At 60.0% G+C, this 24,268-nt stretch carries 19 protein-coding genes; 11 read left to right on the top strand and 8 right to left on the bottom strand.

Going from position 1 to position 24,268, the window contains the following annotated elements:
* Positions 1–8 precede the first annotated feature (8 nt).
* Both ACXHRN_RS03025 and ACXHRN_RS03020 read right to left on the bottom strand, forming a co-directional pair.
* On the bottom strand, positions 9–1,028 hold the full coding sequence (locus tag ACXHRN_RS03025) for an Lnb N-terminal periplasmic domain-containing protein (protein WP_488639871.1): 1,020 nt from the start codon (positions 1,026–1,028) through the stop codon (positions 9–11).
* A 71-nt stretch (positions 1,029–1,099) separates the two neighbouring features.
* On the bottom strand, positions 1,100–2,449 hold the full coding sequence (locus ACXHRN_RS03020) for an MFS transporter (protein WP_488639870.1): 1,350 nt from the start codon (positions 2,447–2,449) through the stop codon (positions 1,100–1,102).
* A 388-nt stretch (positions 2,450–2,837) separates the two neighbouring features.
* Between ACXHRN_RS03020 and cyoA the strand changes: the two genes are divergently transcribed.
* Genes cyoA through ACXHRN_RS02995 form a run of 5 tightly spaced genes read left to right on the top strand, consistent with a single transcriptional unit; the run spans position 2,838 to position 7,885 of the window.
* A complete protein-coding gene (gene cyoA, locus ACXHRN_RS03015; protein ID WP_488639869.1) occupies positions 2,838–4,001 on the top strand; it encodes a ubiquinol oxidase subunit II in 1,164 nt (387 codons plus the stop codon).
* Between the two features lie 59 nt (positions 4,002–4,060).
* A complete protein-coding gene (gene cyoB / locus ACXHRN_RS03010; protein WP_488639868.1) occupies positions 4,061–6,070 on the top strand; it encodes a cytochrome o ubiquinol oxidase subunit I in 2,010 nt (669 codons plus the stop codon).
* Positions 6,067–6,687, top strand: a complete 621-nt coding sequence (gene cyoC / locus ACXHRN_RS03005) for a cytochrome o ubiquinol oxidase subunit III (RefSeq protein WP_488639867.1) — start codon at positions 6,067–6,069, stop codon at positions 6,685–6,687. The genes cyoB and cyoC overlap by 4 nt, the downstream gene beginning before the upstream one ends.
* Positions 6,684–7,085 (top strand): cytochrome o ubiquinol oxidase subunit IV, encoded by a 402-nt coding sequence (gene cyoD, locus ACXHRN_RS03000; RefSeq protein WP_488639866.1) that lies wholly within the window; start codon positions 6,684–6,686, stop codon positions 7,083–7,085. The genes cyoC and cyoD overlap by 4 nt, the downstream gene beginning before the upstream one ends.
* A 50-nt stretch (positions 7,086–7,135) precedes the next feature.
* Entirely contained in the window at positions 7,136–7,885 is a 750-nt protein-coding gene (locus ACXHRN_RS02995) for an SURF1 family protein (RefSeq protein WP_488639865.1), read from the top strand.
* Between the two features lie 53 nt (positions 7,886–7,938).
* Here ACXHRN_RS02995 and ACXHRN_RS02990 read toward each other — a convergent pair whose 3' ends face one another.
* Together ACXHRN_RS02990 and ACXHRN_RS02985 are read right to left on the bottom strand one after the other, a co-directional pair.
* Positions 7,939–9,198 (bottom strand): alpha/beta hydrolase, encoded by a 1,260-nt coding sequence (locus ACXHRN_RS02990; RefSeq protein ID WP_488639864.1) that lies wholly within the window; start codon positions 9,196–9,198, stop codon positions 7,939–7,941.
* 98 nt (positions 9,199–9,296) lie between these two features.
* Positions 9,297–10,142: an AraC family transcriptional regulator gene (locus ACXHRN_RS02985; RefSeq protein ID WP_488639863.1), complete on the bottom strand. Its 846-nt coding sequence runs from the start codon at positions 10,140–10,142 to the stop codon at positions 9,297–9,299.
* Between the two features lie 225 nt (positions 10,143–10,367).
* Between ACXHRN_RS02985 and melA the strand changes: the two genes are divergently transcribed.
* The 5 genes from melA (at position 10,368) to ACXHRN_RS02960 (ending at position 17,920) form a co-directional block, all read left to right on the top strand.
* Entirely contained in the window at positions 10,368–11,825 is a 1,458-nt protein-coding gene (gene melA / locus ACXHRN_RS02980; RefSeq protein WP_488639862.1) for an alpha-galactosidase, read from the top strand.
* 102 nt (positions 11,826–11,927) lie between these two features.
* Complete coding sequence (locus tag ACXHRN_RS02975; protein ID WP_488639861.1) at positions 11,928–14,009, top strand: ABC transporter substrate-binding protein; 2,082 nt, start codon at positions 11,928–11,930, stop codon at positions 14,007–14,009.
* A gap of 97 nt (positions 14,010–14,106) precedes the next feature.
* Positions 14,107–15,114, top strand: a complete 1,008-nt coding sequence (locus ACXHRN_RS02970) for an ABC transporter permease (protein WP_488639860.1) — start codon at positions 14,107–14,109, stop codon at positions 15,112–15,114.
* On the top strand, positions 15,111–16,247 hold the full coding sequence (locus tag ACXHRN_RS02965) for an ABC transporter permease (RefSeq protein ID WP_488639859.1): 1,137 nt from the start codon (positions 15,111–15,113) through the stop codon (positions 16,245–16,247). The genes ACXHRN_RS02970 and ACXHRN_RS02965 overlap by 4 nt, the downstream gene beginning before the upstream one ends.
* Positions 16,248–16,255: 8 nt before the next feature.
* Positions 16,256–17,920: an ABC transporter ATP-binding protein gene (locus ACXHRN_RS02960; RefSeq protein WP_488639858.1), complete on the top strand. Its 1,665-nt coding sequence runs from the start codon at positions 16,256–16,258 to the stop codon at positions 17,918–17,920.
* 168 nt (positions 17,921–18,088) lie between these two features.
* Here ACXHRN_RS02960 and ACXHRN_RS02955 read toward each other — a convergent pair whose 3' ends face one another.
* Positions 18,089–19,630, bottom strand: a complete 1,542-nt coding sequence (locus ACXHRN_RS02955) for a tryptophan halogenase family protein (protein ID WP_488639857.1) — start codon at positions 19,628–19,630, stop codon at positions 18,089–18,091.
* 261 nt (positions 19,631–19,891) lie between these two features.
* Between ACXHRN_RS02955 and ACXHRN_RS02950 the strand changes: the two genes are divergently transcribed.
* A complete protein-coding gene (locus ACXHRN_RS02950; protein ID WP_488639856.1) occupies positions 19,892–20,245 on the top strand; it encodes a RidA family protein in 354 nt (117 codons plus the stop codon).
* A 41-nt stretch (positions 20,246–20,286) separates the two neighbouring features.
* Here ACXHRN_RS02950 and ACXHRN_RS02945 read toward each other — a convergent pair whose 3' ends face one another.
* The 3 genes from ACXHRN_RS02945 to ACXHRN_RS02935 form a co-directional block, all read right to left on the bottom strand.
* Positions 20,287–21,465, bottom strand: coding sequence for an MFS transporter (locus ACXHRN_RS02945; protein WP_488639855.1), 1,179 nt, complete (start codon positions 21,463–21,465; stop codon positions 20,287–20,289).
* Positions 21,466–21,557: 92 nt separating this feature from the next.
* On the bottom strand, positions 21,558–22,883 hold the full coding sequence (locus ACXHRN_RS02940; protein ID WP_488639854.1) for an LLM class flavin-dependent oxidoreductase: 1,326 nt from the start codon (positions 22,881–22,883) through the stop codon (positions 21,558–21,560).
* Positions 22,884–22,980: 97 nt separating this feature from the next.
* Complete coding sequence (locus ACXHRN_RS02935) at positions 22,981–24,249, bottom strand: SfnB family sulfur acquisition oxidoreductase (protein WP_488639853.1); 1,269 nt, start codon at positions 24,247–24,249, stop codon at positions 22,981–22,983.
* Between the last annotated feature and the right edge of the window lie 19 nt (positions 24,250–24,268).

Genomic DNA, 24,268 nt, shown 5'->3' with positions numbered 1-24,268 from the left:
CGCCCTGCTCAAGGAGAAGCGTAGTTTTCCAGCGGGGACGGGACTCCGACGCGGATCGCCTGTGAAAAGTCCGGAGACAAGCCAGCCGCCTTTGCACGTTCATCGATGTGCGCCATCTGCCGCAATTCCTGCAATGACCGCCTCGCGTCGAGCGCGCCGCGATCATAAGCATAATCCGGTAGATAGCCGTTGACGATCAGCCGCCAGTCGAAGGGAACCTTGTCACCGACGGCACGGATCATCTTGAAGATCGTGGTCGTGCAGTTCGTGGTCAGCGAATTATAGAACCTCGGCTCCGTCGAAAGCGCATTTGCATCGGCGACATATTCCAGCAGCAAGGTTCGCGCCGCTTGCGGCGGTGTCCGCAGCCGATAAAGCTGGACGTCCTCGCCACGGACATTTGATCTCACGCCGACGACGTCACGCTCAGTGGCCGCAACGATAACCAGCGGATTGCTTTTGAAGAGATCGCCAATGGGAGAGAAGGCCCCGCCATTGCGCCGCCGCACTTCGATCGACCAGGCCAACTGCTCACCGCCTTCAAAGCCGAAGCTCAGGATCACATGCGCCATGTCCGGCCCGGCCCAATAGGACATGAACATGTCGAGGCTTTGCAATTTGGAAAGATCGTAGCTGCGCGTTGTCCAGCGCTCGGTGAAATCACTGTTGCTGCGCCAGTCGAAGTCGCGCACATCAGTCAGCGTCAGGATATCGCCGTTGACGACGCCGGTAACCTGCCGGGCAACGTCCGGCGCCCAATCCGCATCACGCGATGGCTGTATTGTGCTCCACCAGAACAGCAGCGCACCGAAGGCGATGATGAAGACTGCAAGCGCGCGCAAGCGCCAGCGGCCAAACAGAGCGATGATAGCCAGAAGGCCAAGCAACCCGAATGATCCGGCTGCGAGATATCGGACAATCTCCGGAGATGGCAGTCGATACCACAAAGCCAGCGCCGACCACAGCGTGGCTAAGGCGATGGCAAGCCCCAGAAACAGGTAGGATAGAAATCGAACCAACCGCCGCAAGCCTGCCCCCAATGTCGAATGGCCTCTACAGATCATTCGTCACTGGGTGGCCGGCCGCAGCTAGTTCCGACTCAAGTGGTTGGCCGAGCCGGATGATAGGGCTCCAGCGTTCGGCTGAAATAGATCGCTACGATCGTGCAGATCGCACCCGACAGCAGGTAGTATCCGACAAAGGCCAGGCCGAAATTGGCCGACAGGCTCAGCGCCACGAGCGGCGCAAAACCCGCGCCGATCAGCCACGCCAGATCCGATGTCATGGCCGCACCGGTGTAACGGTAGCGCTGGCTGAAGCGCGAGGAAACCGATCCAGTCGCTTGACCGAAGGACAGGCCGAGCACCCCGAAGCCGATGATCACGAAGGCTTCCTGGCCCCAGGAACTCGATGCGAGCATCGACGGTCCGAAGAAGCTGAAGATGGCGATGATGATCGCGCAGACGGTCAGCTGGCTGCGGCGGCCGATCGCATCGGCAAGAAGACCCGAGGCGATGATCGCGACGATACCGACAGCTGCGCCGATGATCTGCACGACCATGAACTCGCCCGCCGACTGCTTGCCGAACAGCGTGATCCATCCGAGTGGGAAGATCGTCACGAGGTGGAACATCGCAAAGCTCGCCAGCGGCACGAAGGCACCGATGAGGATATCGCGGCCATGGAAGCGAATGACCTCGGTCACCGGTGCGGCCTGCAATTCATGCTGCTCGAGCATATCGCCGAATTCCCTGGTCATCACCAGTCGCAGACGCGCAAACAGCGCTACGACATTGATCGCAAAAGCCACGAAGAACGGATAGCGCCAACCCCAGACGAGGAAGTCTTCCGTCGAAAGATTGGCCACGAAATAACCGAACAGCAGGCTGGCCAGCGCAAAGCCGATCGGCGCGCCGAGCTGCGGGATCATCGCATACCAGCCGCGCTTGTTCTGCGGCACGTTGAGCGCCAGCAGGGAAGCGAGGCCATCCCAGGCGCCGCCGAGCGCAAAACCCTGTCCAAGACGGAAAAGTGCAAGCAGAGCGATCGACCAATATCCGAGTGTGTGGAAGCCGGGCAAAAAGCTGATCGAGGCGGTGGAACCGCCAAGCAGGATCAGCGCGATCGTCAGTTTGGTGCCGCGTCCATAAAGCCGGTCGATAGTCATGAAAACAACGGACCCGACCGGCCGGGCGATAAATGCCAGCGCGAAGATCGAGAAAGAGTAGAGCGTCGCCGTCAACGGATCGGGCGCGAAGGGGAAGAACAGCTTCGGAAACACCAGCACCGAGGCGATACCGTAGACGAAGAAGTCAAAGAATTCCGACATGCGACCAATGATCACCCCAAGGGCGATACTGCCCGGGGACACCGGCTTGTCGTCATGTATCTTACGCGCATCTCTCTCCATCGATGAAGAAGATGGGCCGTAGTTCAATGCACTGCTCATTTCCAAAACGCCTCCCTCGTTTCAAGGCGCTTGCCGCAAAGCGCCCCGCAATGATCTTGAACATGAAATACCATTTAGCAAGTCCGAATGCTGAAAAATCGTTGACGGGTTCGATGAAAATTAGCTACGGATGAAACATTGCGCGAAAAACCAGCACGTTCTTTGCGCAGCGTGATACTTTTTGCCGCCCCTGATGATGCAAAAAGCGGCAGAATACACAGTCGTTTCAATGCGCCTAGCGAATATCATCGAAATGAAAACGCCGTGGCTGGGGACAGGTTCCATCGCACCGCGAAATTATTTGCTGCACTGCGACAACTCACCTCATACCGCAATCGAAGCAAGTGCTTTAGTCGCCTCACGGACGAAACAAGAAGAGCTTAGCGACGTGCGAAAAGTACCTAAGTTAACCCGCCTCCTGGCGGTGCTGCCGGCATTCCTTTTGCTGGCTGGATGCAATCTGGTGGTTATGTCGCCTTCGGGGGATATCGCCGTCCAGCAGCGCGACCTGATCATCGTGTCGACGATCCTGATGCTGCTGATCATCGTGCCTGTGATTTTCCTGACCCTGTTGTTTGCCTGGCGCTATCGCCGCTCAAACACCGCGTCCATGTATGATCCCGACTGGCATCACTCGACCCGACTCGAAATCATAATCTGGTCTGCCCCGCTTGCCATCGTCATCGCGCTCGGTGCCGTGACCTGGATCAGTACCCACAAGCTCGACCCGTACCGCCCGCTTGATCGCATCGACGCCAGCCGCCCAATTCCTGCCAACGAAAAGCCGCTGACTGTCGAAGTCGTGGCGCTCGACTGGAAGTGGCTGTTCATCTACCCGGAACAGGGCATTGCCACCGTCAACGAACTCGCAGCCCCCGTCGACCGGCCGATCGAATTCAAGATCACCGCGTCATCGGTGATGAACTCCTTCTATATCCCCGCACTTGCCGGCCAGATCTATGCCATGCCGGGCATGCAGACCAAGCTGCACGCGGTCATCAACAAGCCGGGCGAGTTCGAGGGTTTCTCAGCCAATTATAGCGGCGCCGGCTTTTCGCATATGCGCTTCAAGTTCCATGGCGTCGATCAGGCTGGCTTTGATCAGTGGATCGCCAGGGTCAAGCAGCAGGGCACGGCGCTCAATCGCGACACCTACCTGAAACTCGAAAAGCCGAGCGAGCGCGAACCGGTCCGCTATTTTGCGTCCGCTGAAGAAGGTCTGTTCGTTCGCATCCTCAATCTCTGCGCCGCTCCGGGCAAGATGTGCATGAACGAAATGATGCATATCGACCACATGGGCGGCGCCGGCAAGGAAAGCGCCGAGAACCGCGAGAAGCTCAAATATGACGACCGCAATGCCGAACAGGGCGACCTGTCCGTCACCCCGGGACACATCGTGGGCGCCCATGAGCCCGCAGCCGAGGTTCTTCCTGCGGCGACCGAGGAAAAGCCCATGGGTGATGATGCAATGAAGGGCATGGACATGCATGACGGCCATACGATGCCCGGCATGGACGATGCCAAACCCGCGCCTGCCCAGACGAACAATTGAAGGGATGCTGGTGCAGTAATGCACCAGCGGCCTTGCGACATCAATGAACGGATTATTCCATGTCTTCCAATCCTGACCTTCTGAAGTTCATCTTCGGCCGGTTGACGCTCGAATCCTTTCCCTACCACGAGCCCATTCTCGTCGCGACCTTCGCGGCCGTGGCGCTCGGCGGGATCGTGGTCCTCGGCGCGCTCACCTATTACAAGCTCTGGGCCTATCTCTGGCGCGAATGGTTCACCAGCATCGACCATAAGAAGATCGGCATCATGTATGTCATCCTCGCGCTGGTGATGCTGCTGCGCGGCTTTGCCGACGCGCTGATGATGCGCGGCCAGCAGGCCATGGCGTTCAACGGCAACGAGGGCTTCCTGCCGCCGCACCACTACGACCAGGTATTCACGGCCCATGGCGTGATCATGATCTTCTTCATGGCCATGCCCTTCGTCACCGGCCTGATGAACTTCGTGGTACCGCTGCAGATCGGCGCCCGCGACGTGTCGTTCCCGTTCCTCAACAATTTCAGCTTCTGGATGACCACCGCCGGCGCGATCCTCGTGATGATCTCCCTGTTCGTCGGTGAATTCGCCCGCACCGGCTGGCTGGCCTATCCGCCGCTTTCGGGCGTCGCCTACAGTCCCGGCACCGGCGTCGACTATTATATCTGGGGTCTTCAGATCGCCGGTATCGGCACGACCTTGTCCGGTATCAACCTGATCGCCACCATCATCAAGATGCGGGCGCCGGGCATGACCATGATGAAGATGCCGATCTTCACCTGGACGTCTTTCTGCACCAACATCCTGATCGTCGCGAGCTTCCCGGTCCTGACCGCGACGCTCGTGCTGCTCACGCTCGACCGCTACGTTGGCACGAACTTCTTCACCAACGACCTCGGCGGCAACCCGATGATGTATGTCAACCTCATCTGGATCTGGGGCCACCCGGAAGTCTACATCCTCGTGCTGCCTGCCTTCGGCATCTTCTCCGAAGTCGTCGCCGCCTTCTCCGGCAAGCGCCTGTTCGGTTATGCCTCGATGGTCTATGCCACCGTCGTCATCACCATCCTCAGCTACATCGTCTGGCTGCACCATTTCTTCACGATGGGTTCAGGCGCATCGGTCAACGCCTTCTTCGGCATCACCACGATGATCATCTCGATCCCGACGGGTGCCAAGTTGTTCAACTGGCTGTTCACGATGTATCGCGGCCGCATCCGCTACGAAGTGCCGATGTTGTGGACGGTGGGTTTCATGGTCACCTTCACAATCGGCGGCATGACGGGCGTGCTGCTTGCCGTTCCGCCGGCCGACTTCGTGCTGCACAACTCGCTATTCCTGATCGCGCACTTCCACAACGTCATTATCGGCGGCGTGGTCTTTGGCCTGTTTGCCGGCGTGAACTACTGGTTCCCGAAGGCCTTCGGCTTCAAGCTCGATTCCTTCTGGGGCAAGATGTCCTTCTGGTTCTGGTTCATCGGCTTCTACCTCGCTTTCATGCCGCTCTATGTGCTCGGCCTGATGGGCGTCACCCGCCGCGTCAGCCAGTTCGAGGATCCTTCGCTGCAAATCTGGTTCGTCATTGCCGCTATCGGCGCGGGCCTGATCGCACTCGGCATCGGCTCGTTCCTGATCCAGCTCGTTGTTTCCTTCATGAAGCGCGAAGAGCTGCGCGATGTCACCGGCGACCCCTGGAATGCCCGTACACTGGAATGGTCGACCTCGTCGCCGCCGCCGGAATACAACTTCGCTTTCACCCCGGTCGTCCATGACCACGATTCGTGGTGGGACATGAAGAACCGCGGCTATGAGCGGCCTCTCGGTGGCTTCAAGCCGATCCACATGCCCAAGAATACCGGCACCGGCGTCATCCTCGGTGGCCTGAGCGTCGCCTTCGGTTTCGCAATGATCTGGTACATCTGGTGGCTGGCCGCCGTGACCTTCGTCGCGATGATCGCCATCGGGATCGGGCATACCTTCAACTACAAGCGCGATTACTACATCCCCGCCGAAACGGTCATCAAGACGGAAGGCGAGCGGACGGCGCAACTTGCCGAGCAGGTGAAAGCATGAGCGACACAACAGTCCAAACAACGGAAAATCCGCAATTCTACCTGACGGAAGAGCATCATCCCGAAGGCAGCACGATGCTGGGCTTCTGGCTCTATCTGATGAGCGACTGCCTGATCTTCGCGGTGCTGTTTGCCACCTATGGCGTGCTCGGCCGCAACTACGCAGCCGGCCCCTCCCCGGCCGATCTCTTCGATCTGCCGCTGGTGGCGATCAACACCAGCATGCTGCTGCTCTCCTCCATCACCTATGGCTTCGCCATGCTGCAAATGGAACAGGGCAAGAGGGGCAATGTACTGCTCTGGCTGGCGATCACCGGCCTGTTCGGCGCGGCCTTCCTCGGGATCGAACTCTACGAGTTCAACCACCTGATCCACGAAGGCGCCGGCCCGCAACGTTCGGCATTCCTGTCGTCGTTCTTCACGCTCGTCGGCACCCACGGCCTGCACGTCACTTTCGGCATCGTCTGGCTGATCACGCTGATGGTGCAGGTGACCAAGCACGGCCTGATCGTCGAGAACAAGCGCCGGCTGATGTGCCTGTCGATGTTCTGGCACTTCCTCGATGTCGTCTGGATCGGCGTCTTTTCCTTCGTCTACCTGATGGGAGTTCTCAAATGAGTTCTCAAGCCCCCGCACACGAAGACGCCCACGAGGCGCACCATGCCCACAGCCACGGCCACGAAGCGGCCCATGGCACGATGAAGAGCTACATGACGGGGTTCATCCTCTCCGTCATCCTGACAGCGATCCCGTTCTGGCTGGTCATGGCCGGGGTGTTCTCGAGCCCTATCGCCACGGCGGCACTGATCATGATCTTCGGCGCGATCCAGATCGTGGTCCACATGGTCTGCTTCCTGCACATGAACACCAAGTCTGAGGGCGGCTGGACATTCCTGGCGCTGATCTTCACCCTGCTGCTCGTGGCGATCGCGCTTTCGGGCTCCTTCTGGGTCATGCATCATCTGAACGTGAACATGATGCCGATGTCGCCGGAAATGATGAAGAACATGCCGTAAGGCACACTCTCACAGGGCGGCGGAAACGCCGCCCTTTTCGTATGTGAGCCATGACCCAGCCGCTGCCCCAAGAAGCCACCACACGCCGATCGCCGCTGACCCGCGCCATTCTCGGCATTCTGATGTTCGTGCTGTTTGCCGGCTTTTGCGCCCTCGGCATCTGGCAGATCGAGCGCCTGTCGTGGAAGCTCGACTTGATTGCCCGCGTCGATGCCCGCGTGCATGCCGCTGCCATTGCGCCGCCGACCCGTGCGCAATGGGTGGGTCTCGACGCCAAGGAGCAGGAATATCTACATGTACAGGCGACCGGCAACTTCGACTACAGCAAGGAAACGCTAGTCCAGGCCTCGACTGAACTCGGCCCCGGATACTGGGTTATGACGCCGATTACACTTGGCGACGGCAGCGTCATGTTGGTCAACCGCGGTTTTGTCCCCAGCGACAAGCGTCAACCGGCTGATCGCAAACAAAGCGAGATCGCAGGCCCTTCCACCGTCACCGGCCTACTGCGGCTCTCGGAGCCAAAAGGCGCATTCCTGCGCAGCAATGACCCGACTGCAGATCGCTGGTTCTCCCGCGACGTCGCCGCGATTGCGGAAAAGCAAGGCATCGCCAATGTCGTTCCGTATTTCATCGACGCCGATTCAACGCCCAATCCGGGCGGACTGCCGGTCGGTGGCCTGACCATCATCCGGTTTGCCAACAATCATCTGGTCTACGCGATCACATGGTTTGCGCTGGCGCTGATGGTTGCCGGCGCGGCGATCTACATCGTGCGTTCCGGACGCCGCGCAGGGTAAGCCAACACCCCGTTTCATTCCTCTGCTACGACGTCTCCGGTCGCCTGCGCAGCTTACTCCATCACCGGCTTGGCACCTTCGAGGGTCTGGTCGATGTCGTCTATCTGCTTGACGATCTTTTTCCTGGGCGTCAGCACCGTCACCGGCGCCGAGACTGCCGTACCGGCCACCTTGCCGATATTGCCAGCCGTTCCAGCAACCACGGCTGTCAGCCCTTCGCCGAGGCCGACCTGGGAATCCGTCAACGTCTGCCCGTCCACGAGACGCTTGCCGATCAACTGCACGACTTCCGGGCTCTCGGCGAACTTGCCGTGGTTCAGGCGGTCACCCGTCTTGACCGAGGTCAGATCGACAACGGTGATACCCGCTCTTTCCAGTTGGCTCTTATAGGGCTCGCTGGCGGGGTTGACCTGGCCCAGTCGTTGCACGTCGCCGGAAATATAGCGTGACAGAGCCAGCGCCTTGTCGTCCTGTGAAACGAACAGCGTGAAATTCGGGCGATTGTCGCCGAGTTCCGAGAATTGCCGGGCAAACACGTCGACGTCGATATCCGGAGAGGCAAGGATGACGTTCTTGATCTTGGGTGAGATCTGACCATCGCGGATCGCCATCTGTCGAAGCGATTCCATCGCCAGCCAAGTGCCCATCGAATGGGCCAACACGGTAATGTCGTTGACGGAGGGATCCTTCGACAGCCCTCTCAACGTCTGCTCAAGCGCCGTACGTGAGAAATTGGTGCTTTCCTTGTCGTAGTTATAGTCAAACAAGCTGGCTCTCGACGGCCAGGTAAACAGCACCGGAGTGACATCCGCGCCGGAATCATGGACGATCTGCGCATAGCGAAGCACGGCATCTTCGAATGTGTTGTTGAATCCGTGGATAAACACCATGGCCCGGCCACCTTTGCGGTGCACGCGAACCCATTTGTGCGCTTCAACCACGGTCGGCACCGGCTCCACCCGCACGACGGTAAAGTCGGTCTCGGGATTGGGCGGCAGCTTCTTGGGCCATTGAACGGAGCCCGCGGCCCTGTGCTTGTCGGAAGGAATGGAGACTGCGACATCGGTGATGGTCGGCTGGGGGCTGCGTTCGCCAGAAAACAGGCTGGCAGGATCGCCGGAAGGCCTGCGGCTGGTGATGACAAGCATATCAACGATCGACTGGCCGCCATTTTCGGCGCTGGCCGTCGGAGTCATGACACCGACGGCATGGCTCTGGCAGGCCTGCAAGGTGATGAGAACTGGAATGATCAGGAGTTTCGACCACCGCGCGACGGGAGCAAAACTTTTGGGCCGGGCATGAATTGGAGACATCGCACTCATTCCAGTCAAACGATCATCGTTCGAGTCCGCGATACCACATTTGCAGACGCTTGCCACTCGAAATTGCAGCCCTGTTTCGGCCTCGGCCGCTAACCTTTTCGGCGTGTGGCATACATGCCCGTATCGCGAAAATCGGTGGGGCTGATATCGTAGGTCCGACGAAAAACCTTCGAAAAGTAGTTGTTGTCGGGTACGCCGCAAAGCGCTGCGATCTCCTTCACCGGAAGGTCGCGATTGGCAATGAGCAGCTTGGCCGCGCGCTTCATCCGTTCCTGCAGCACATATTCCGCGGGTGCCAGCCCGGTCATGCTGGCGAAACTGCGCGAGAAATGCGCACGGCTCAAACCGGCGACCTTGGCCAGCACATCCACGGTCAATTCGCTGCCCATATTGGCCGAAACATATTGCTTGGCGCGCGTCAGCGAATTCTCCGAGGCCGGCAGACGCTCCGACGGGCCGAAAGTGTCGTCGAACAGCGCCATCGCCGCCTCATAGCCGATTGCCGAACTCTCGCCGGGCAGGTCCGTCGTGTTCTCCATCAGCCGAAGTGTGCAGCTAGCGAGCTTGTCGACCGTATTGCTTTTCAGCTTGAGCACCGGCCCTTGCATGTTGAGCACGATCTCATGGATGCGGAGCGCTTCGGTGCCGTGCATGGAGATCCAGAAGAACTCCCATTCGTCGCCCTTTTCCAGCCAATAGCAGTGATTGTGCGGCACCACGACGAGCAGTGCCTCGCCGGGCTTGATCTTCATGATCCGGTTTTCGTAGCGCAGGGTTCCCATGCCGCTGATCGTATATTGCAGCACCGTGAACGGCGTCTGCCCCCGCGCCCTGCCATCCCAGATGTAGCTTGGGCTGGTCTGCAGCGAATAGCCCGTGCTCGTCGGCATCGCATGCAGCGGATGTCGCGCACGCGGTAGCGACACCGTTTTCATCCCATGTCCGTGTTCGATCAACTTTTGCAGCATAAAATTACCATCAATAGCACAATCGCTCCCTTTTCCATCTCATGGATTGTCGGCATATTCAAGCTGAGGATGGAGGAAACAGGCGGCAGCACGAGGAGGCAGCCGCAACTGGATGTTCTTCCTGCACGCATTTTTCCGGATTCGTAGGGCGGTTTCTGCCGCATTTGCGAATATTTCATAGGCGTACGAACGATGACCTTCAAGATCGCTATTATCGGAGCCGGTAGCGTCGGCTTCACCCGCAAACTCTTCACTGATATCCTGTCGGTGCCGGAGTTCCAGGACGTCGAGTTCGCCCTGACCGATATGTCAGAGCACAATCTCTCCCTTATTCAGACCTTGCTGACCAGGATCAAGGACGCAAATAACCTCAAGGTTCGCATTTCTGCGACAACCGATCGCAGACAAGCGCTCGAAGGTGCGCGCTACATTCTTTCCTGCGTCCGGGTCGGCGGATTGGAAGCCTATGCGGACGATATCCGCATCCCACTTTCCTACGGCATCGACCAGTGCGTCGGCGACACGATCTGCGCCGGTGGCATCATGTATGGCCAGCGCAACATTCCGGTGATCCTGGATTTCTGCCGCGACATCAATGCCGTGGCCGAGACCGGGGCCAAGTTCCTCAACTATGCCAACCCGATGGCAATGAACACCTGGGCGGCAATCGAATACGGCAAGGTCGACACGATCGGCCTCTGCCACGGCGTCCAGCACGGCGGCGAGCAGATCGCCGAGATCCTCGGTGCAGGCCCCGGCGAGCTCGATTTCATCTGCTCCGGCATCAATCACCAGACCTGGTTCGTCGATGTCCGCCTGCGCGGCCGCAAGGTCAGCAAGGATGAGCTGGTCGCCGCTTTCGAGGCGCATCCGGTATTTTCCAAGCAGGAAAAGGTGCGCATCGACGTGCTCAAGCGCTTCGGTGTCTATTCCACCGAAAGCAACGGCCATCTCTCCGAATACCTGCCTTGGTATCGCAAGCGGCCCGACGAGATCACCAAATGGATCGATATGTCCGACTGGATCCACGGCGAGACCGGCGGCTATCTCCGCTACACCACCGAAAACCGCAACTGGTTCGAGACCGAGTTTCCGGAATTCCTCAAGGAAGCCGAAAAACCCTTCAGCCAGTACGAGCGTTCCAACGAGCATGCCAGCCACATTCTCGAGGCACTGGAAACGGGCCGGGTCTATCGCGGCCACTTCAACGTCAAGAACAAGGGCATCATCACCAACCTGCCGGAAGATGCGATCATCGAGTCCCCCGGTTTCGTGGACCGCTTCGGGCTCAACATGGCCGCCGGCATCACCCTGCCGGAAGCCTGTGCCGCGACTTGCATGTCGTCGATCAACGTACAGCGCATGAGCGTGCATGCCGCGATCAGCGGCGATGTCGATCTCCTCAAGCTCGCCATGCTGCACGACCCGCTGGTCGGCGCGATCTCGACGCCCGATGAGATCTGGCAGATGGTCGATGAAATGCTGGTGGCGCAAGCCGCCTGGTTGCCGCAATATGCCGACGCCACTCCCGCCGCCCGCGAGCGGCTGAAGAACCCGAAGGTCAAGACCAAGGAATGGGCGGGATCGGCGCGCCGCGCAGTGCGCTCGATTGATGAATTGAAGGCTGAAAAGCTCGCCAAGGCCAGCTGATCACGCCACCAATACCCGTGGGCGCAGGTGGAGGCTTGCACCCACGGGAATGAATGAGGGGAAAACCGGTCAAAAGGCCGGCCAAACAAAATGGGAGAAGAGATGAACACGCACTATCTGATCAAGACGAGCCTCGCGCTCGCCGTCAGCGTCTCGGCCATCGCGCTGAGCGCTGCATCGTCCTATGCGGAATCGCCGCCGGAGCCAAAGACCTTCGCCGCGCAGGGCAAGGTCGACTACGTGCTCGGCAGCGACATCCTCGAATTCAAGGCACTGCCCGACTATCACGAGCCCGATTGGGTCACCGAGAAATTCGTCAAGGCCGGTAAGCTGCCTGCTGTCAAAGATCGTCTCCCCAAGGAGCCGATGGTCTACAAATCAACCAACATGGTCGATGGCATCGGCGTCTACGGCGACGTCATGCGCCACGTCATCGGTGGCCGGCCGGAAGGCTGGAACTTCATCGCTGGCCAGAGCCAGGGTTGGGGCGGCATCGATATCGGTCTTTCGGAGTGCCTGACACGCACCGGCCCGCTGTTCGAAGTCAAGCCCGAGGCGCTTGAGCCGCTGCCCAATCTTGCCAAGAGCTGGGAATGGTCGAAGGACGGCCACACTCTCACCATGCACCTGATCGAAGGTGCCAAATGGTCAGACGGCGTGCCGTTTACCAGCGAAGACGTGATGTTCTATTGGGATGACAATGTCGTCGATCCCAACGTCACGCCGCTGGTTCCCGCTTCGGTCGAGACCTTCGGTGCCGGCACGACGCTCAAGAAGATCGACGACTACACCGTCGAATGGACCTTCAAGGAAGCCTTCCCGAAGCAATATATCTATGCAATGGCCTACGGCACATTCTGCCCAGGCCCGGCGCATCTCTTGAAGCCGCAGCATCCGAAATATTCGAAAAACACCTACGAGCAGTACAAGAACGCCTTTCCGCCGGAATACCTGAACTTCCCGACCATGGGCGCCTGGGGCGTGGTGGAATATCGGCCGGATGACATCATCGTGCTTCGCCGCAATCCCTACTACTGGAAGGTGGACGACAAGGGCAACCAGCTGCCTTACCTCAACGAGATGCACTACAAGCTCTCTACATGGTCGGATCGCGACGTGCAGGCAGTGGCCGGATCGGGCGACTTCTCGAACCTCGAGCAGCCTGAGAATTTCGTGGAATCGCTCAAGCGTGCCGCTGACCCGAAGGCGCCTGCGCGTTTGGCATTCGGCGCCCGCCTCATCGGCTACAACCTCTACATGAACTTGTCGGCCAATGGCTGGGGTGATCCTGACGAACGAGCCCAGGAAGTCCGCAACCTCAATCGGGATCTCCATTTCCGCAAGGCTGTAACGATGGCGGTCGATCGGCAGAAGCTCGGCCAGGCGCTCGTCAAGGGACCGTTCACCTCTATCTATCCAGGTGGCTTGTCCTCGGGCAACAACTTCTACGACCGCGCCTCGACGGTCTACTATCCCTTCAGCCTCGATGAGGCAAAGAAGGAACTGGAAGCGGCTGGCCTGAAAGACACCGATGGCAACGGTATCGTCAACCTCCCCGCCGACAAGGGCGGCAAGGACGTCGAGATCACACTGCTCGTCAACGGTGACTACGGCACGGACAAGAACCTCGCGGAAGGCGTGGTCGGGCAAATGGAGAAGCTCGGCATTCGCGTCGTGCTCAACACGCTCGACGGCACCAAGCGCGATGCCAGCGAGTATGCCGGCAAGTTCGACTGGCTGATCAGACGCCACGATTCCGAGATCACCTCCACGGTGCAGAACACCTCGGCTCTGGCCACGACCGGCCCACAGACCAGCTGGTTCCATCGTGCCGGCAAGGATGACAAGGTCGACAGGCTGCCTTTCGAGGAAAAGATGGTTGAACTCGTCAACGCATTCATCAAGTCGGGCGATCCGGTGGAACGCGCCAACCTGATGAAGGAATACCAGAAGGTCTCGACCGAGAACATCAACGGCGTCGGCCTGACGGAATATCCCGGTGCGTTGATCATCAACAAGCGGTTCGCCAACATTCCGAACGGCGCCCCGATCTTCATGTTCAACTGGGCTGAAGACAACATCATCCGCGAGCGGGTGTATGTTCCTGCCGACAAGCAGTCGGATTTCGAACTGCACAAGGAAACCATGGTCGGCAAGCCAGGCGACAAGAATCCGCTGCAGTAAGCGGTTCTCCCGGGTGGGTCCCGGATCCTCTTCGCGAGGTTCCGGGACCCGCTTTCTCAAGACTTATGAAAGTCTTCATGCCACCTGAAAGGTCGACATGTTTCGATTTCTTCTCGTCCGGATCGCTTCGGCCATCCCCGTGCTCATCATCCTGAGCATCGTGACCTTTGCGATCATCCAGGCGCCGCCGGGAGACTACAGCGATTACATTCGCTCACAGCTCATCAACCAGGGCGGCGCTTCCTTCGCAGCCGCTGACGCACAGGCCAAGGCCTATGCACAGGCGCACGGTCTCGACCAGCCGATGGTGACGCAGTACTTCAACTGGATCTGGGGCATCGTCAGCCGCGGCGATTTCGGACAGAGCTTCTTCTACAACAAGCCGGTAGCGGACGTGGTCGGCGAGCGTTTGCCGCGCACCATCCTGCTGGCGCTCACCTGCCACATCCTGGCATCCATCCTCGGGATCTCTCTCGGCATTATTGCCGCCACCCGGCAATACAGCTGGGCAGATCAGCTGATCTCGGCCATCTCCTTCCTCGGCATGACTGTACCGAGGTTCCTGATGGCGCTGATCATCGTCTACATCCTCGTCTTCCATTTCAATGTCAGCGAGATCAATAGCTTCTTCTCGGCGAAGTACGGCGGTGCACCGTGGTCCTGGGGCAAGTTCGTCAATCTCCTTCAGCACGTCTGGCCAGTCGTGGCGATCGCCACATTCGGCGGACTTGCCTACAATATGCGGGTCATGCGCGGTAATCTGCTCGACACGCTGAACGCCCAATACGTCGAGACCGCACGCGCCAAGGGCCTGTCGGAGTCCAAGGTCATTCTCAAGCACGCAGTGCCGAATGCGCTGCATCCGCTGGTCATGTATCAGGGCGTCGTGCTGCCCTACATGCTGACCGGCGAGATCGAGACGGCCATCATTTTCGCGCTGCCGACGGTTGGTCCGGCCATCGTCAGCTCCATGTATGTCGGGGACGTCTACGTCACCGCCACCTTCATGCTGGTTCTTTCCGTCACGCTGATCATCGGCAACATCATCGCCGACCTGCTGCTCGTGGCTCTTGACCCCCGCATTCGCCTGGGAGCCGGCCGATGAGCATTCTCGCACCTCCGGAAAATACGCTGAAGCCGCTTGCCGACGCCGCTGCCGACGCCAGCAACGAAACCTACCTGGCACTGGTCTGGCGCAGGCTCCGCCGCTCCTGGACCGGCATGTTCGGGCTGGTTCTGGTCATCGCCCTGCTGGTCATGTCGGTGTTCGCACCGTTCTTCGCGCCCGTCGATCCCAAGGCGACAGACAACGGGTTCGCCTCACCGGACGCGATCCACTTCACCGGCAAGGACGGCGCTTTCTCGTTTCGTCCGCGCATCTACCAGATGGTGGAAGGCACCGACCTCGATCCCGTCACCTTCCAGCCATTGATGGCGCCGGATTTTGATCACCCGATCGAACTCGGTTTCTTCGTCAAGGGTTTCGAGTATCCCGTCCTCTGGGGTCTGTTCAACCTCGACCGGCATTTCTTCGGCACGCTGGATGGTCAGCCCGTGCATTTCCTCGGCACCGACAAGTTTGGCCGCGATGTGCTGTCGCGCGTCATCTACGGCTCGCGCATCTCGTTGATGATCGCGCTGACCGTGGTGTTCTTCATCACCGTGGTGGGCACGACCGTGGGCATGGTGTCGGGTTATTTCGGTGGCCAATTCGATGTCTGGGTCCAGCGCTTTGTCGAACTCGTACTCGCCTTTCCGCAATTGCCGCTTTATCTGGCACTGACCTCGCTGATCCCAGTCACCGCGCCGACCAACGTGTTCCTCGCCTTTGTGATCATCGTGATGTCGGCACTCGGCTGGGCGCAGCTGTCGCGAGAAGTGCGCGGCAAGACGCTGGCGCTCGCTCGCGTCGATTACGTCAAGGCGGCGATGGCGATCGGCGCCCGCGACAGGCGCATCATCTTCCAGCACATTTTCCCCAATGTGATGAGCCATGTGATCGTCGCGGTGACGCTGGCAATCCCCAATGTCGTGCTGCTGGAATCTTTCCTTGGCTTCCTCGGGTTTGCGGTCAAGCCGCCGCTGATCTCCTGGGGCCTGATGCTGCAGGATACATCCAACTACTCGGTGATCGGCTCCTATCCGTGGATCCTGGCGCCTGTGGGTGCCGTGCTGGTCACCGTCTTTGCGTTCAATGCGCTCGGCGATGGCCTGCGCGATGCCATTGACCCCTATTGAGGCGCGACATGTCCACTGACGAACAATTCGCACCGCCCTACCGCCTCGACCGCAAGGAGACGACCGACGTGCCGGCCGTCGCGGTCAAGAACCTCGCTGTCCGCTTCAAGGTCGAAGCCGGTGAAGTCGAGGCATTGAAGGGCGTATCTTTCGATGTCTATGGCGGAGAGACGATTGCCATTGTCGGAGAATCCGGCTCGGGCAAATCGGTCACCGCGCGCTCGATCATGGGCCTGCTCAGCAAGCGTGCGACGATAGCGGCAGGCTCGGAAATCGACTACAACGGCCGCAACGTCCTGAAATTCTCCAAGGCCGAACGCCGCAGCCTGCGCGGCGACCGCATCTCGATGATCTTCCAGGAGCCGATGAGCTCGCTCAATCCGGTCTATACGATCGGCAGCCAGATCATCGAGGCCATCCGTGTTCACAATCGCGTCAGCCGCAGCCAGGCCCGTGACCGGGCGCTTGCGCTTCTGAAGGAAGTCAAGATTCCTGATCCGGAAGCGCGGCTGCAGCAATATCCGCATCAGCTGTCCGGCGGCCAGCGCCAACGCGTGATGATCGCCATCGCCCTCGCCAACAATCCCGATGTGCTGATTGCTGACGAGCCGACCACCGCACTCGACGTGACGGTGCAGGCGCAGATCCTCAACCTCATCCGCGACCTGCAGAAGGCCCACGGCATGGCGGTGATCCTCATCACCCATGACCTGACAGTCGTCCGGCAGTTCTCCGACTACGTCTATGTCATGCGCCGCGGCGAGGTGAAGGAACACAACACCACCGAGGCACTGTTTGCCAATCCGCGCCACGAATATACCCAGCATCTGCTGGGTTCCGAGCCGCGCGGCCGCGCCAATCCGATCCCGGACAATTCACCGATCCTGCTCGAGGGCCGCGACGTCCGCGTCGCCTATGTGCTGAAATCCGGCGGCTTTTTCAGGCCGGAATACAAGGATCTCATCGCCGTCAACAGTCTCAGCCTCGTGCTCAAGAAGCACGAAACGTTGGGCTTGGTGGGGGAATCCGGCTCCGGCAAAACCACCTTCGGTCAGGCGTTGATAAAGCTGATCCATATGGATAGTGGCGAGGTGCTGTTCGACGGCACGCCGATCACCAAGAATTCCCGCGAGGAAATGCGTCCGCTCCGCAGCCGAATCCAGGTCGTATTCCAGGACCCCTTTTCGTCGCTCAACCCACGCATGACCATCGGCCAGATCATCGAGGAAGGGCTGATCGTCAACAATATCGGCGCCAATAAGGCTGAGCGGCTGGACCGGGTGCGCGATGCGCTCAGGAGTTCGGGCCTGCCGACCAATATCCTGTCGCGCTTTCCGCATGAATTCTCCGGCGGCCAGCGCCAACGCGTCGCCATCGCCCGCGCCATCGCGGTCGAACCGGAATTCATTCTGCTCGACGAGCCGACCTCGGCGCTCGACCTCTCGGTGCAGGCGCAGATCATCGATCTGCTCCGCAAGCTGCAGGCCGAACGGGGGTTGAGCTACCTGTTCATCTCGCACGACCTCAAGGTGGTTCGCGCGCTTTGCCACCGGGTCATCGTCATGCAGCATGGCAACATCGCCGAGCAGGGCCTGGTCGAGGACGTGCTGTCCAATCCGCAAACGGAATATACCAGCAAGCTGGTCAAGGCGGCGTTCGAAGTGGCGACGTGAGGCCCACAGGCGGCACTTCTCCCCCGCGGGGAGAAGTGCCGAGCGAATGCGAGGCGATGAGGGGGGCTTCGAAGCGCAAACGACGGACGTTTTGTACATTGTGAGCCCCCTCATCCGGCCTTCGGCCACCTTCTCCCCGCTGGGGAGAAGAGGGAGCCAGAGCCACCCTCACAGCTCATTCACCCTCTCCAGAAATTCCCGATGCCCCAACGCCTTTGACGCCGCCCGGCGATATTCCTTCACCAAGCCATCCGCCGCTTCGCGAGCGAATTTCTTCAGCGCGGGATCGCGATCCATCTCAGCCCGTGCCACCGTCGGATCGAGCAGGCCCAGCCCATCCAGCACCGGATAATGCAGCTGCGTCTCGACATGCGGCAGGCCGTTGAGAAAATCGCTGAAATGCTCGCGCCTCGGCATCTCTTTCTGCCAGCGCCCCAGCCGTTCCTTCGTTTCGGGATGCAGCCGCTCGGCACGTACATTTCGCCAAAACGGCGTATCGTCGCGCTCGGTGACATAGTGGGTATTGACGAAGGTGCGGAAATCGTCGACCTGCCGGCCGAAGCGCTTGTTGTAGTCGGCGCGATCGGCACCCGTCATCTCATCGGGATGCTTGAGATACCGATCGGCAAACAACATCAACTGTACCACCGAACCATGGATCGATGTCGCCTCCAGCGGCTCGAGAAAGCTCGAACTCAGCCCGACTGCGAGACAATTGTGAGCCCACGGCATCTCCAGACGGCCGATCTTGAAATGGATGTCGTCGCGCACCTCGATCTCGCGGCCGAGAGCCGCTTCGATCTCGCGCTTGGCACCCTCCGGATCGAGGAACTCGTCGGAATAGACATAGCCGCAGCCATAGCGCCACTGGGTCGGGATCTGCCACATCCAGCCTGACCCCATCGCATGCGCCAGCGTGTAGTTGGCGACCTCCTCACCCTCCTTGATCTCCAGCCAGAAGGGCATGGCGCGGTTGACCGGCAATTCCTTCGCATAGGACAGCCACGGTGCGTTCAGCTCCTGCACGATCAAACGCTTGCGGAAACCCGAGGCATCGATAAAGAAATCGCCGTCGAGTTTCTCGCCATTGTCGAAGACCAACGTACGGATATCGCCGCTCTCGCTATCCCTCTCGATGCCCGCGATCGTAGCATCGATGATCTCGACACCCCTCGATCGCTTCTTCAGGAATTGCCCGACCCGCGCCTGATCGAAGTGGAAGGCATGATGGAACGGTCCGAGCGCCACCAGCGACCCGTCGTCCTTCAACGCATAAGGCGCCTTGCGCTGTTCCAGCAGCGGGCCGAACAGATGCATGTCCTGCAGCTTGCGGCCAGCGGCAACGCCAAAGACATTGAGATAGTCCGATGGAGCGCCCTTGGGCGCTGCAACGACCTGATGTGGATCGTCGATCGGACCGTCATAGGTAAAACCCTTGCGCCGCCAATCCTTGTGGCGGATGCCGAGCTTGAAGGTCGCCCCGGTCTCGCGGAGGAACTCGAATTCATCGAGCTTGAAATACTGCATCATCACTCGAAAAGCCGCGGTCGAGCCTTCGCCGACGCCGACGGTCGGGATCTTCGAGGACTCGATGACGGTAACTTTCGCGTCGATCTTCCTGCGCTTCAAACTGTCCTGGATGATGAAAGCGGCCAGCCAGCCAGCCGTACCGCCCCCGACGATGACAAACCTCGGTATATCCCCCCCCAACTCAAAGCTCCTCCCAGCCAAAAGCGCAATCTTTCGAGCCACTTGCACAGCTCAATCACACCTTAGATTCGCTTTGCCGGAAAGGGAAACGAAACCGTGCCGAATTGGAAAAAACGAACGATAAATATGCAGCAGAAAGCCAAGTGACGAGCCCTCAGCGAAAATTTCCCTATCGACTTCGCCGTCATTTTGCTAGTTGCAGGCCAACCCGTCCGCGGGAGGGTGAAATCCGCGTATCACGCATGAGAGATGGAGAATGACATGAATATTCAGCGCTATCACACAGGCCCGCGCATGAGCGATGCCGTCACCTACAATGGTTTCGTCTTCCTCGCCGGCCAGGTTGCCGACAATGCCGATGGCACGTCGGTCGCCGAGCAGGCTGCCGATATCCTCAAGCAGATCGACGCGTTGCTGGAAGAGGTCGGTTCGGACAAGACCCGCATCCTCTCGGCCACCATCTGGCTCGCCGACATCAGCACCTTTGCCGAGATGAACTCGGTCTGGGACAAATGGGTCTCGGCTGGCAACACGCCGGCCCGCGCCACGGTCGAGGCCAAACTGGCCGCTCCGCAATACAAGATCGAAATCGGCATTATCGCCGCGCAGAAGTAATTCTCTGTGAGATCAATGGGCCGCAGCGACTGCGTTGCGGCTCACTCCGCCTCCGGCCGCCTCTTCCGCAGCAGAGCCACGACGAAAGCAACGAAGAAGAACGCGATGACGACGCCGACTGTGATTGGCCCACCTGCTGGCGTAAACGCCTCCATGGCTAGGCCGAATGTCGTCGAGCCGCCGGCGCTGCCTGCGGCATAGGCCATCGCGAAAGCAGCACTTCCCGCCACCAGCATGCCGCCATTGTAGCGCTCGCCGAGCAGCGTCAGCGCAGATGTGTAGAGCCCCAGGCTCGCCGCGCCGATGACGGCGAAGTCGATGAGGATCGCGATGTCCGACTGCAGGAACGGCAGGATGAGAAAGCAGAAAGCGGTGATCAGCGATGTCACCACCGCCACGAGCGTCCGCGACATCTTATCGAGCAGCACACCCACGAATGGCTGGGCAATCGCCGTCGGCAGCGCCATGATGGTGACGCTCATGGCAGCGAATGTCGGTGAATAGCCGAGCTTGGTGAAATACACCGGCATACCGGAGATTGCGGCGATATCGGCAAAGCCGAAAGCCAGCACCATGGCGACCAGCATAGGCGCGGCAAACACGAATTTCAGGAATGTGCCCGATGCCGCGCGCGGCGGCTCGGTATAGGCCTTGCGGCTGATGATGACGCTGGCAAAGGCCACGAACGCCACATAGACGGCGAGCAGCGCAAAGGCGAAACCGTCCTCGGTGCCGAACAGCGGAATGGCCATCGGCCCGGCGGCAAAGCCTGCGCAGAGGCTCGCGCCGTAAAGCCCCGTCACCCGCCCGCGAATATGATCCGGGCAGGCTGTGTTCAGCCAGGCCTCGCTCATCATGAAGATCAGGCTGGCGCTGAAGCCGAGTACGAAACGGGCGATAAACCACACCCACAGGGCGTCGAAACTCGCAAACATCGCCAGGCTGAAGGATGCGCCGAGCAGTGAGACGACGATCAGCCGGTGCCCCTTGATGTTGCGCGTGATCGGCCCAACCAGCACCACTGACAGCGCCATGCCGGCGGCAAAGCACGCACCGTTGAGGCCGATCATGCCGGGCGATACATCGCGCGCGGCAAGCACCAACGAGATCAGCGGATAGGTCAGCCCCTGGGAAATGCTGAATGCTGTGACGCCGAAAATCACCACGGCAATTGCCGCCCAATCGGCGCCGACAGCGTTCTTTACCTCAGTCGCATTCACGGGTCCGCTCCCACACCAGTCAGGCGAGATGCGCACCGACGCTGCGCTGATAGCGTGTTTTCGGCTTCAGGCCAAGGGGAGCAGGTGAGCGATCACTCCGGAAAGAAGCGGTTGGCCGGCCGTGGCAGGCCCAGATGATCTCGCAACATCGTGCCCTCATATTCCCTCCGGAACAGGCCGCGACGTTGGAGTTCCGGCACCAGCCGCTGGGTCACATCATCAAGTCCCTGCGGCAGGTAGGGGAAGACAACATTGAAGCCATCCGAACCCTCTTCATGCAGCCACTTTTCCATCTCATCGGCGACCGTCTGCGGCGTACCGACAAAGGCGAGCCCCGAATATCCGCCCAGCCGCTGCGCAAGCTGGCGCACGGTCAAGCCCTCGTCCTCGCCGAGCTTGATGACCTGCGCGCGGCTGGTCTTGCTGGCATTGGATTCCGGGATCGGCGGCAATGGCTTGTCGGGATCGAAGCCCGAGGCATCGTGGCCAAGCGAGACCGACAGCGAGGCAATGCCGCTGTCGTAGTGTACGAGGCTGTCGAGCGTTGCCCGCTTCGCCTTGGCCTCCTCGACGGAATCGCCGATGATGACAAAGGCGGCTGGGAGGATCTTGAGATGATCCTTGTTGCGGCCGATCGCTGCCATGCGCGCCTTGATATCGGCGTAAAGCGCCTTGCCGCCGGCGAGATCCCGTGGCGCGCAGAACACTACCTCTGCGGTTTCCGCCGCCAACTGCCGGCCCGGCTCGGATTGACCCGCCTGCACGATCACCGGCCAGCCCTGCGGCGGTCGCGCGATGTTGAGTGGACCGCGCACGCTGAGTTCGTCACCCTTGTGAGCGAGCGCATGCATCTTGGCCGGGTCGAAGAAAATGCCGCTGTCGCGATCGCGAATGAAGGCATCGTCGGCAAAACTGTCCCAGAGGCCGGTGACGACATCGTAGAATTCCCGCGCACGCTTGTAGCGCTCGCCGTGTTCGACATCGGCGTCCAAACCAAAATTCAGTGCGGCGTCCGGGTTAGAGGTGGTGACTATGTTCCAGCCTGCGCGGCCGCCGCTGATATGGTCAAGCGAAGCAAAGCGCCGGGCGATGTGATATGGCTCGTCATAGGTCGTGGACGCCGTGGCGACCAGGCCAATCCGTTCGGTCACAGCAGCCAGCGCTGAAAGCAGCGTGAACGGCTCGAACGACGTCACCGTATGGCTGCGCCGCAAGGCCTCGACCGGCATGTTGAGCACGGCGAGATGATCGGCCATGAAAAAGGCGTCGAACTTCGCGGCCTCGAGCTTCTGCGCAAATGACTTGATGTGGTGAAAATTAAAGTTGGCGTCCGGATAGGCGCCGGGATAGCGCCATGCGCCGGTATGCAGGCTGACGGGTCGCATGAAAGCGCCCAGACGCAATTGCCGTTCAGTCATCCTGGCCCCCGTCGATCATGTGGATGGATTTGATATAGGTCGCTGAATGGCCGGGGCAAGACCGGGCGCCCTCGCGAAAGGGCGCCCGTGCAAAAATTCAGCTCCAGGGATGACGCGGCGCCTGGACGCCGTTCAGGTAGTAGTTTCCGACGTGGAAATACTTCCAGCGCACCGGGTCATGCAGAGTATGTGCACGGGCGTTACGCCAATGCCGGTCGAGATTGTGCTGCGCGAGCGTCGAACGGGTGCCGGCAAGCTCGAACAGCTTGTTGGTGGCCTGGATGGCAACCTCGGTGGTCAGCACCTTGGCCTCGGCGGTCTTTATCGTTGCTTCGTTGACATTGGCTTCGGTCGAATTGGCATTGGCCTTGTCGATCGCCAGACCGGCAATTTCCAGCAGCGCCTCGGCCGCGTGCAGGCGGATCTGGAGGTCGGCGATAGCCGAGATCGTGAACGGATCCTCGCCGGCCGTCTCCTTGCCGCTGTCGATCCAGGGACGCGACTGCGTCCTGACGAAGGCGATCGTGTCCTCGATCGCGCCCTTGGCGATACCGGCATCGATGGCCGCCTGGATGATCTGCGACACGGGACCGGCGATCGTCGGGCGTTCGAAGGCCGCCACCGGCAGCAGGCGGTTGATCGGCACCGTGACATTTTCGATCCGCACGCCACCGGAGCCGGTGGTGCGCTGGCCGAAGCTCGACCAGTTGTTGGTCACGATGATCCCCGGCGCATCGCGCTCGGTGAACACCAGGAAGCCCTGACCGTTCTCATCGACGGCAACGATCGGGATGATGTGTGAGAGCAGCGCGCCGGTCGTGTAGAATTTCTCGCCGTTGACCGTCGCTGTCGCGCCGTTCTTGACCACCTTGGTCTCGAAGGCAGCCACGGTCTTGCTGTTGAGTTCGGAAAAAGCGTTGCCGAACCGCAGGCCCTTCAGCACCCAGCCGAAGAATTCCTTCTTCTGCGCTTCCGTGCCGTCGAGATCGATATGGCCGGAGATCGCCAGATGGTTCTGGGTGATCTGGGCAATCGAGGAATCGGCTGCAGCGATGATCTTGATGACTTCGGCCAGCGTCGCATAGGAGACGCCCGGCCCGCCATAGGCCTTTGGCACATTGATGCCCCAGAGGCCGCTCTGCGAATAGCGGTCGAGTTCTTCGAGCGGCAACAGCCCCTCGCGATCGCGGAAAGCGGCACCTTTCGCGAACTCCGCCGCCAGTTCGTGGGCGATCTCGATCGCCTCTGCATCCGTCTTGATGATGTGCGCTGACTTGATCGGATGCGGGCGCGGAGGAACGGGATCGCTCGAATTGACACGTGGATGCACCGTGTAGTCGATCTTGTTTTCAGCCTGGGAACCCATGACTTGACCTTTCCTTGGA

This window comes from Shinella sp. OV683, assembly GCF_057787725.1.
The sequence above is the reverse complement of the archived record's forward strand: the minus strand, read 5'-3'. Positions and strand labels throughout refer to the sequence as shown.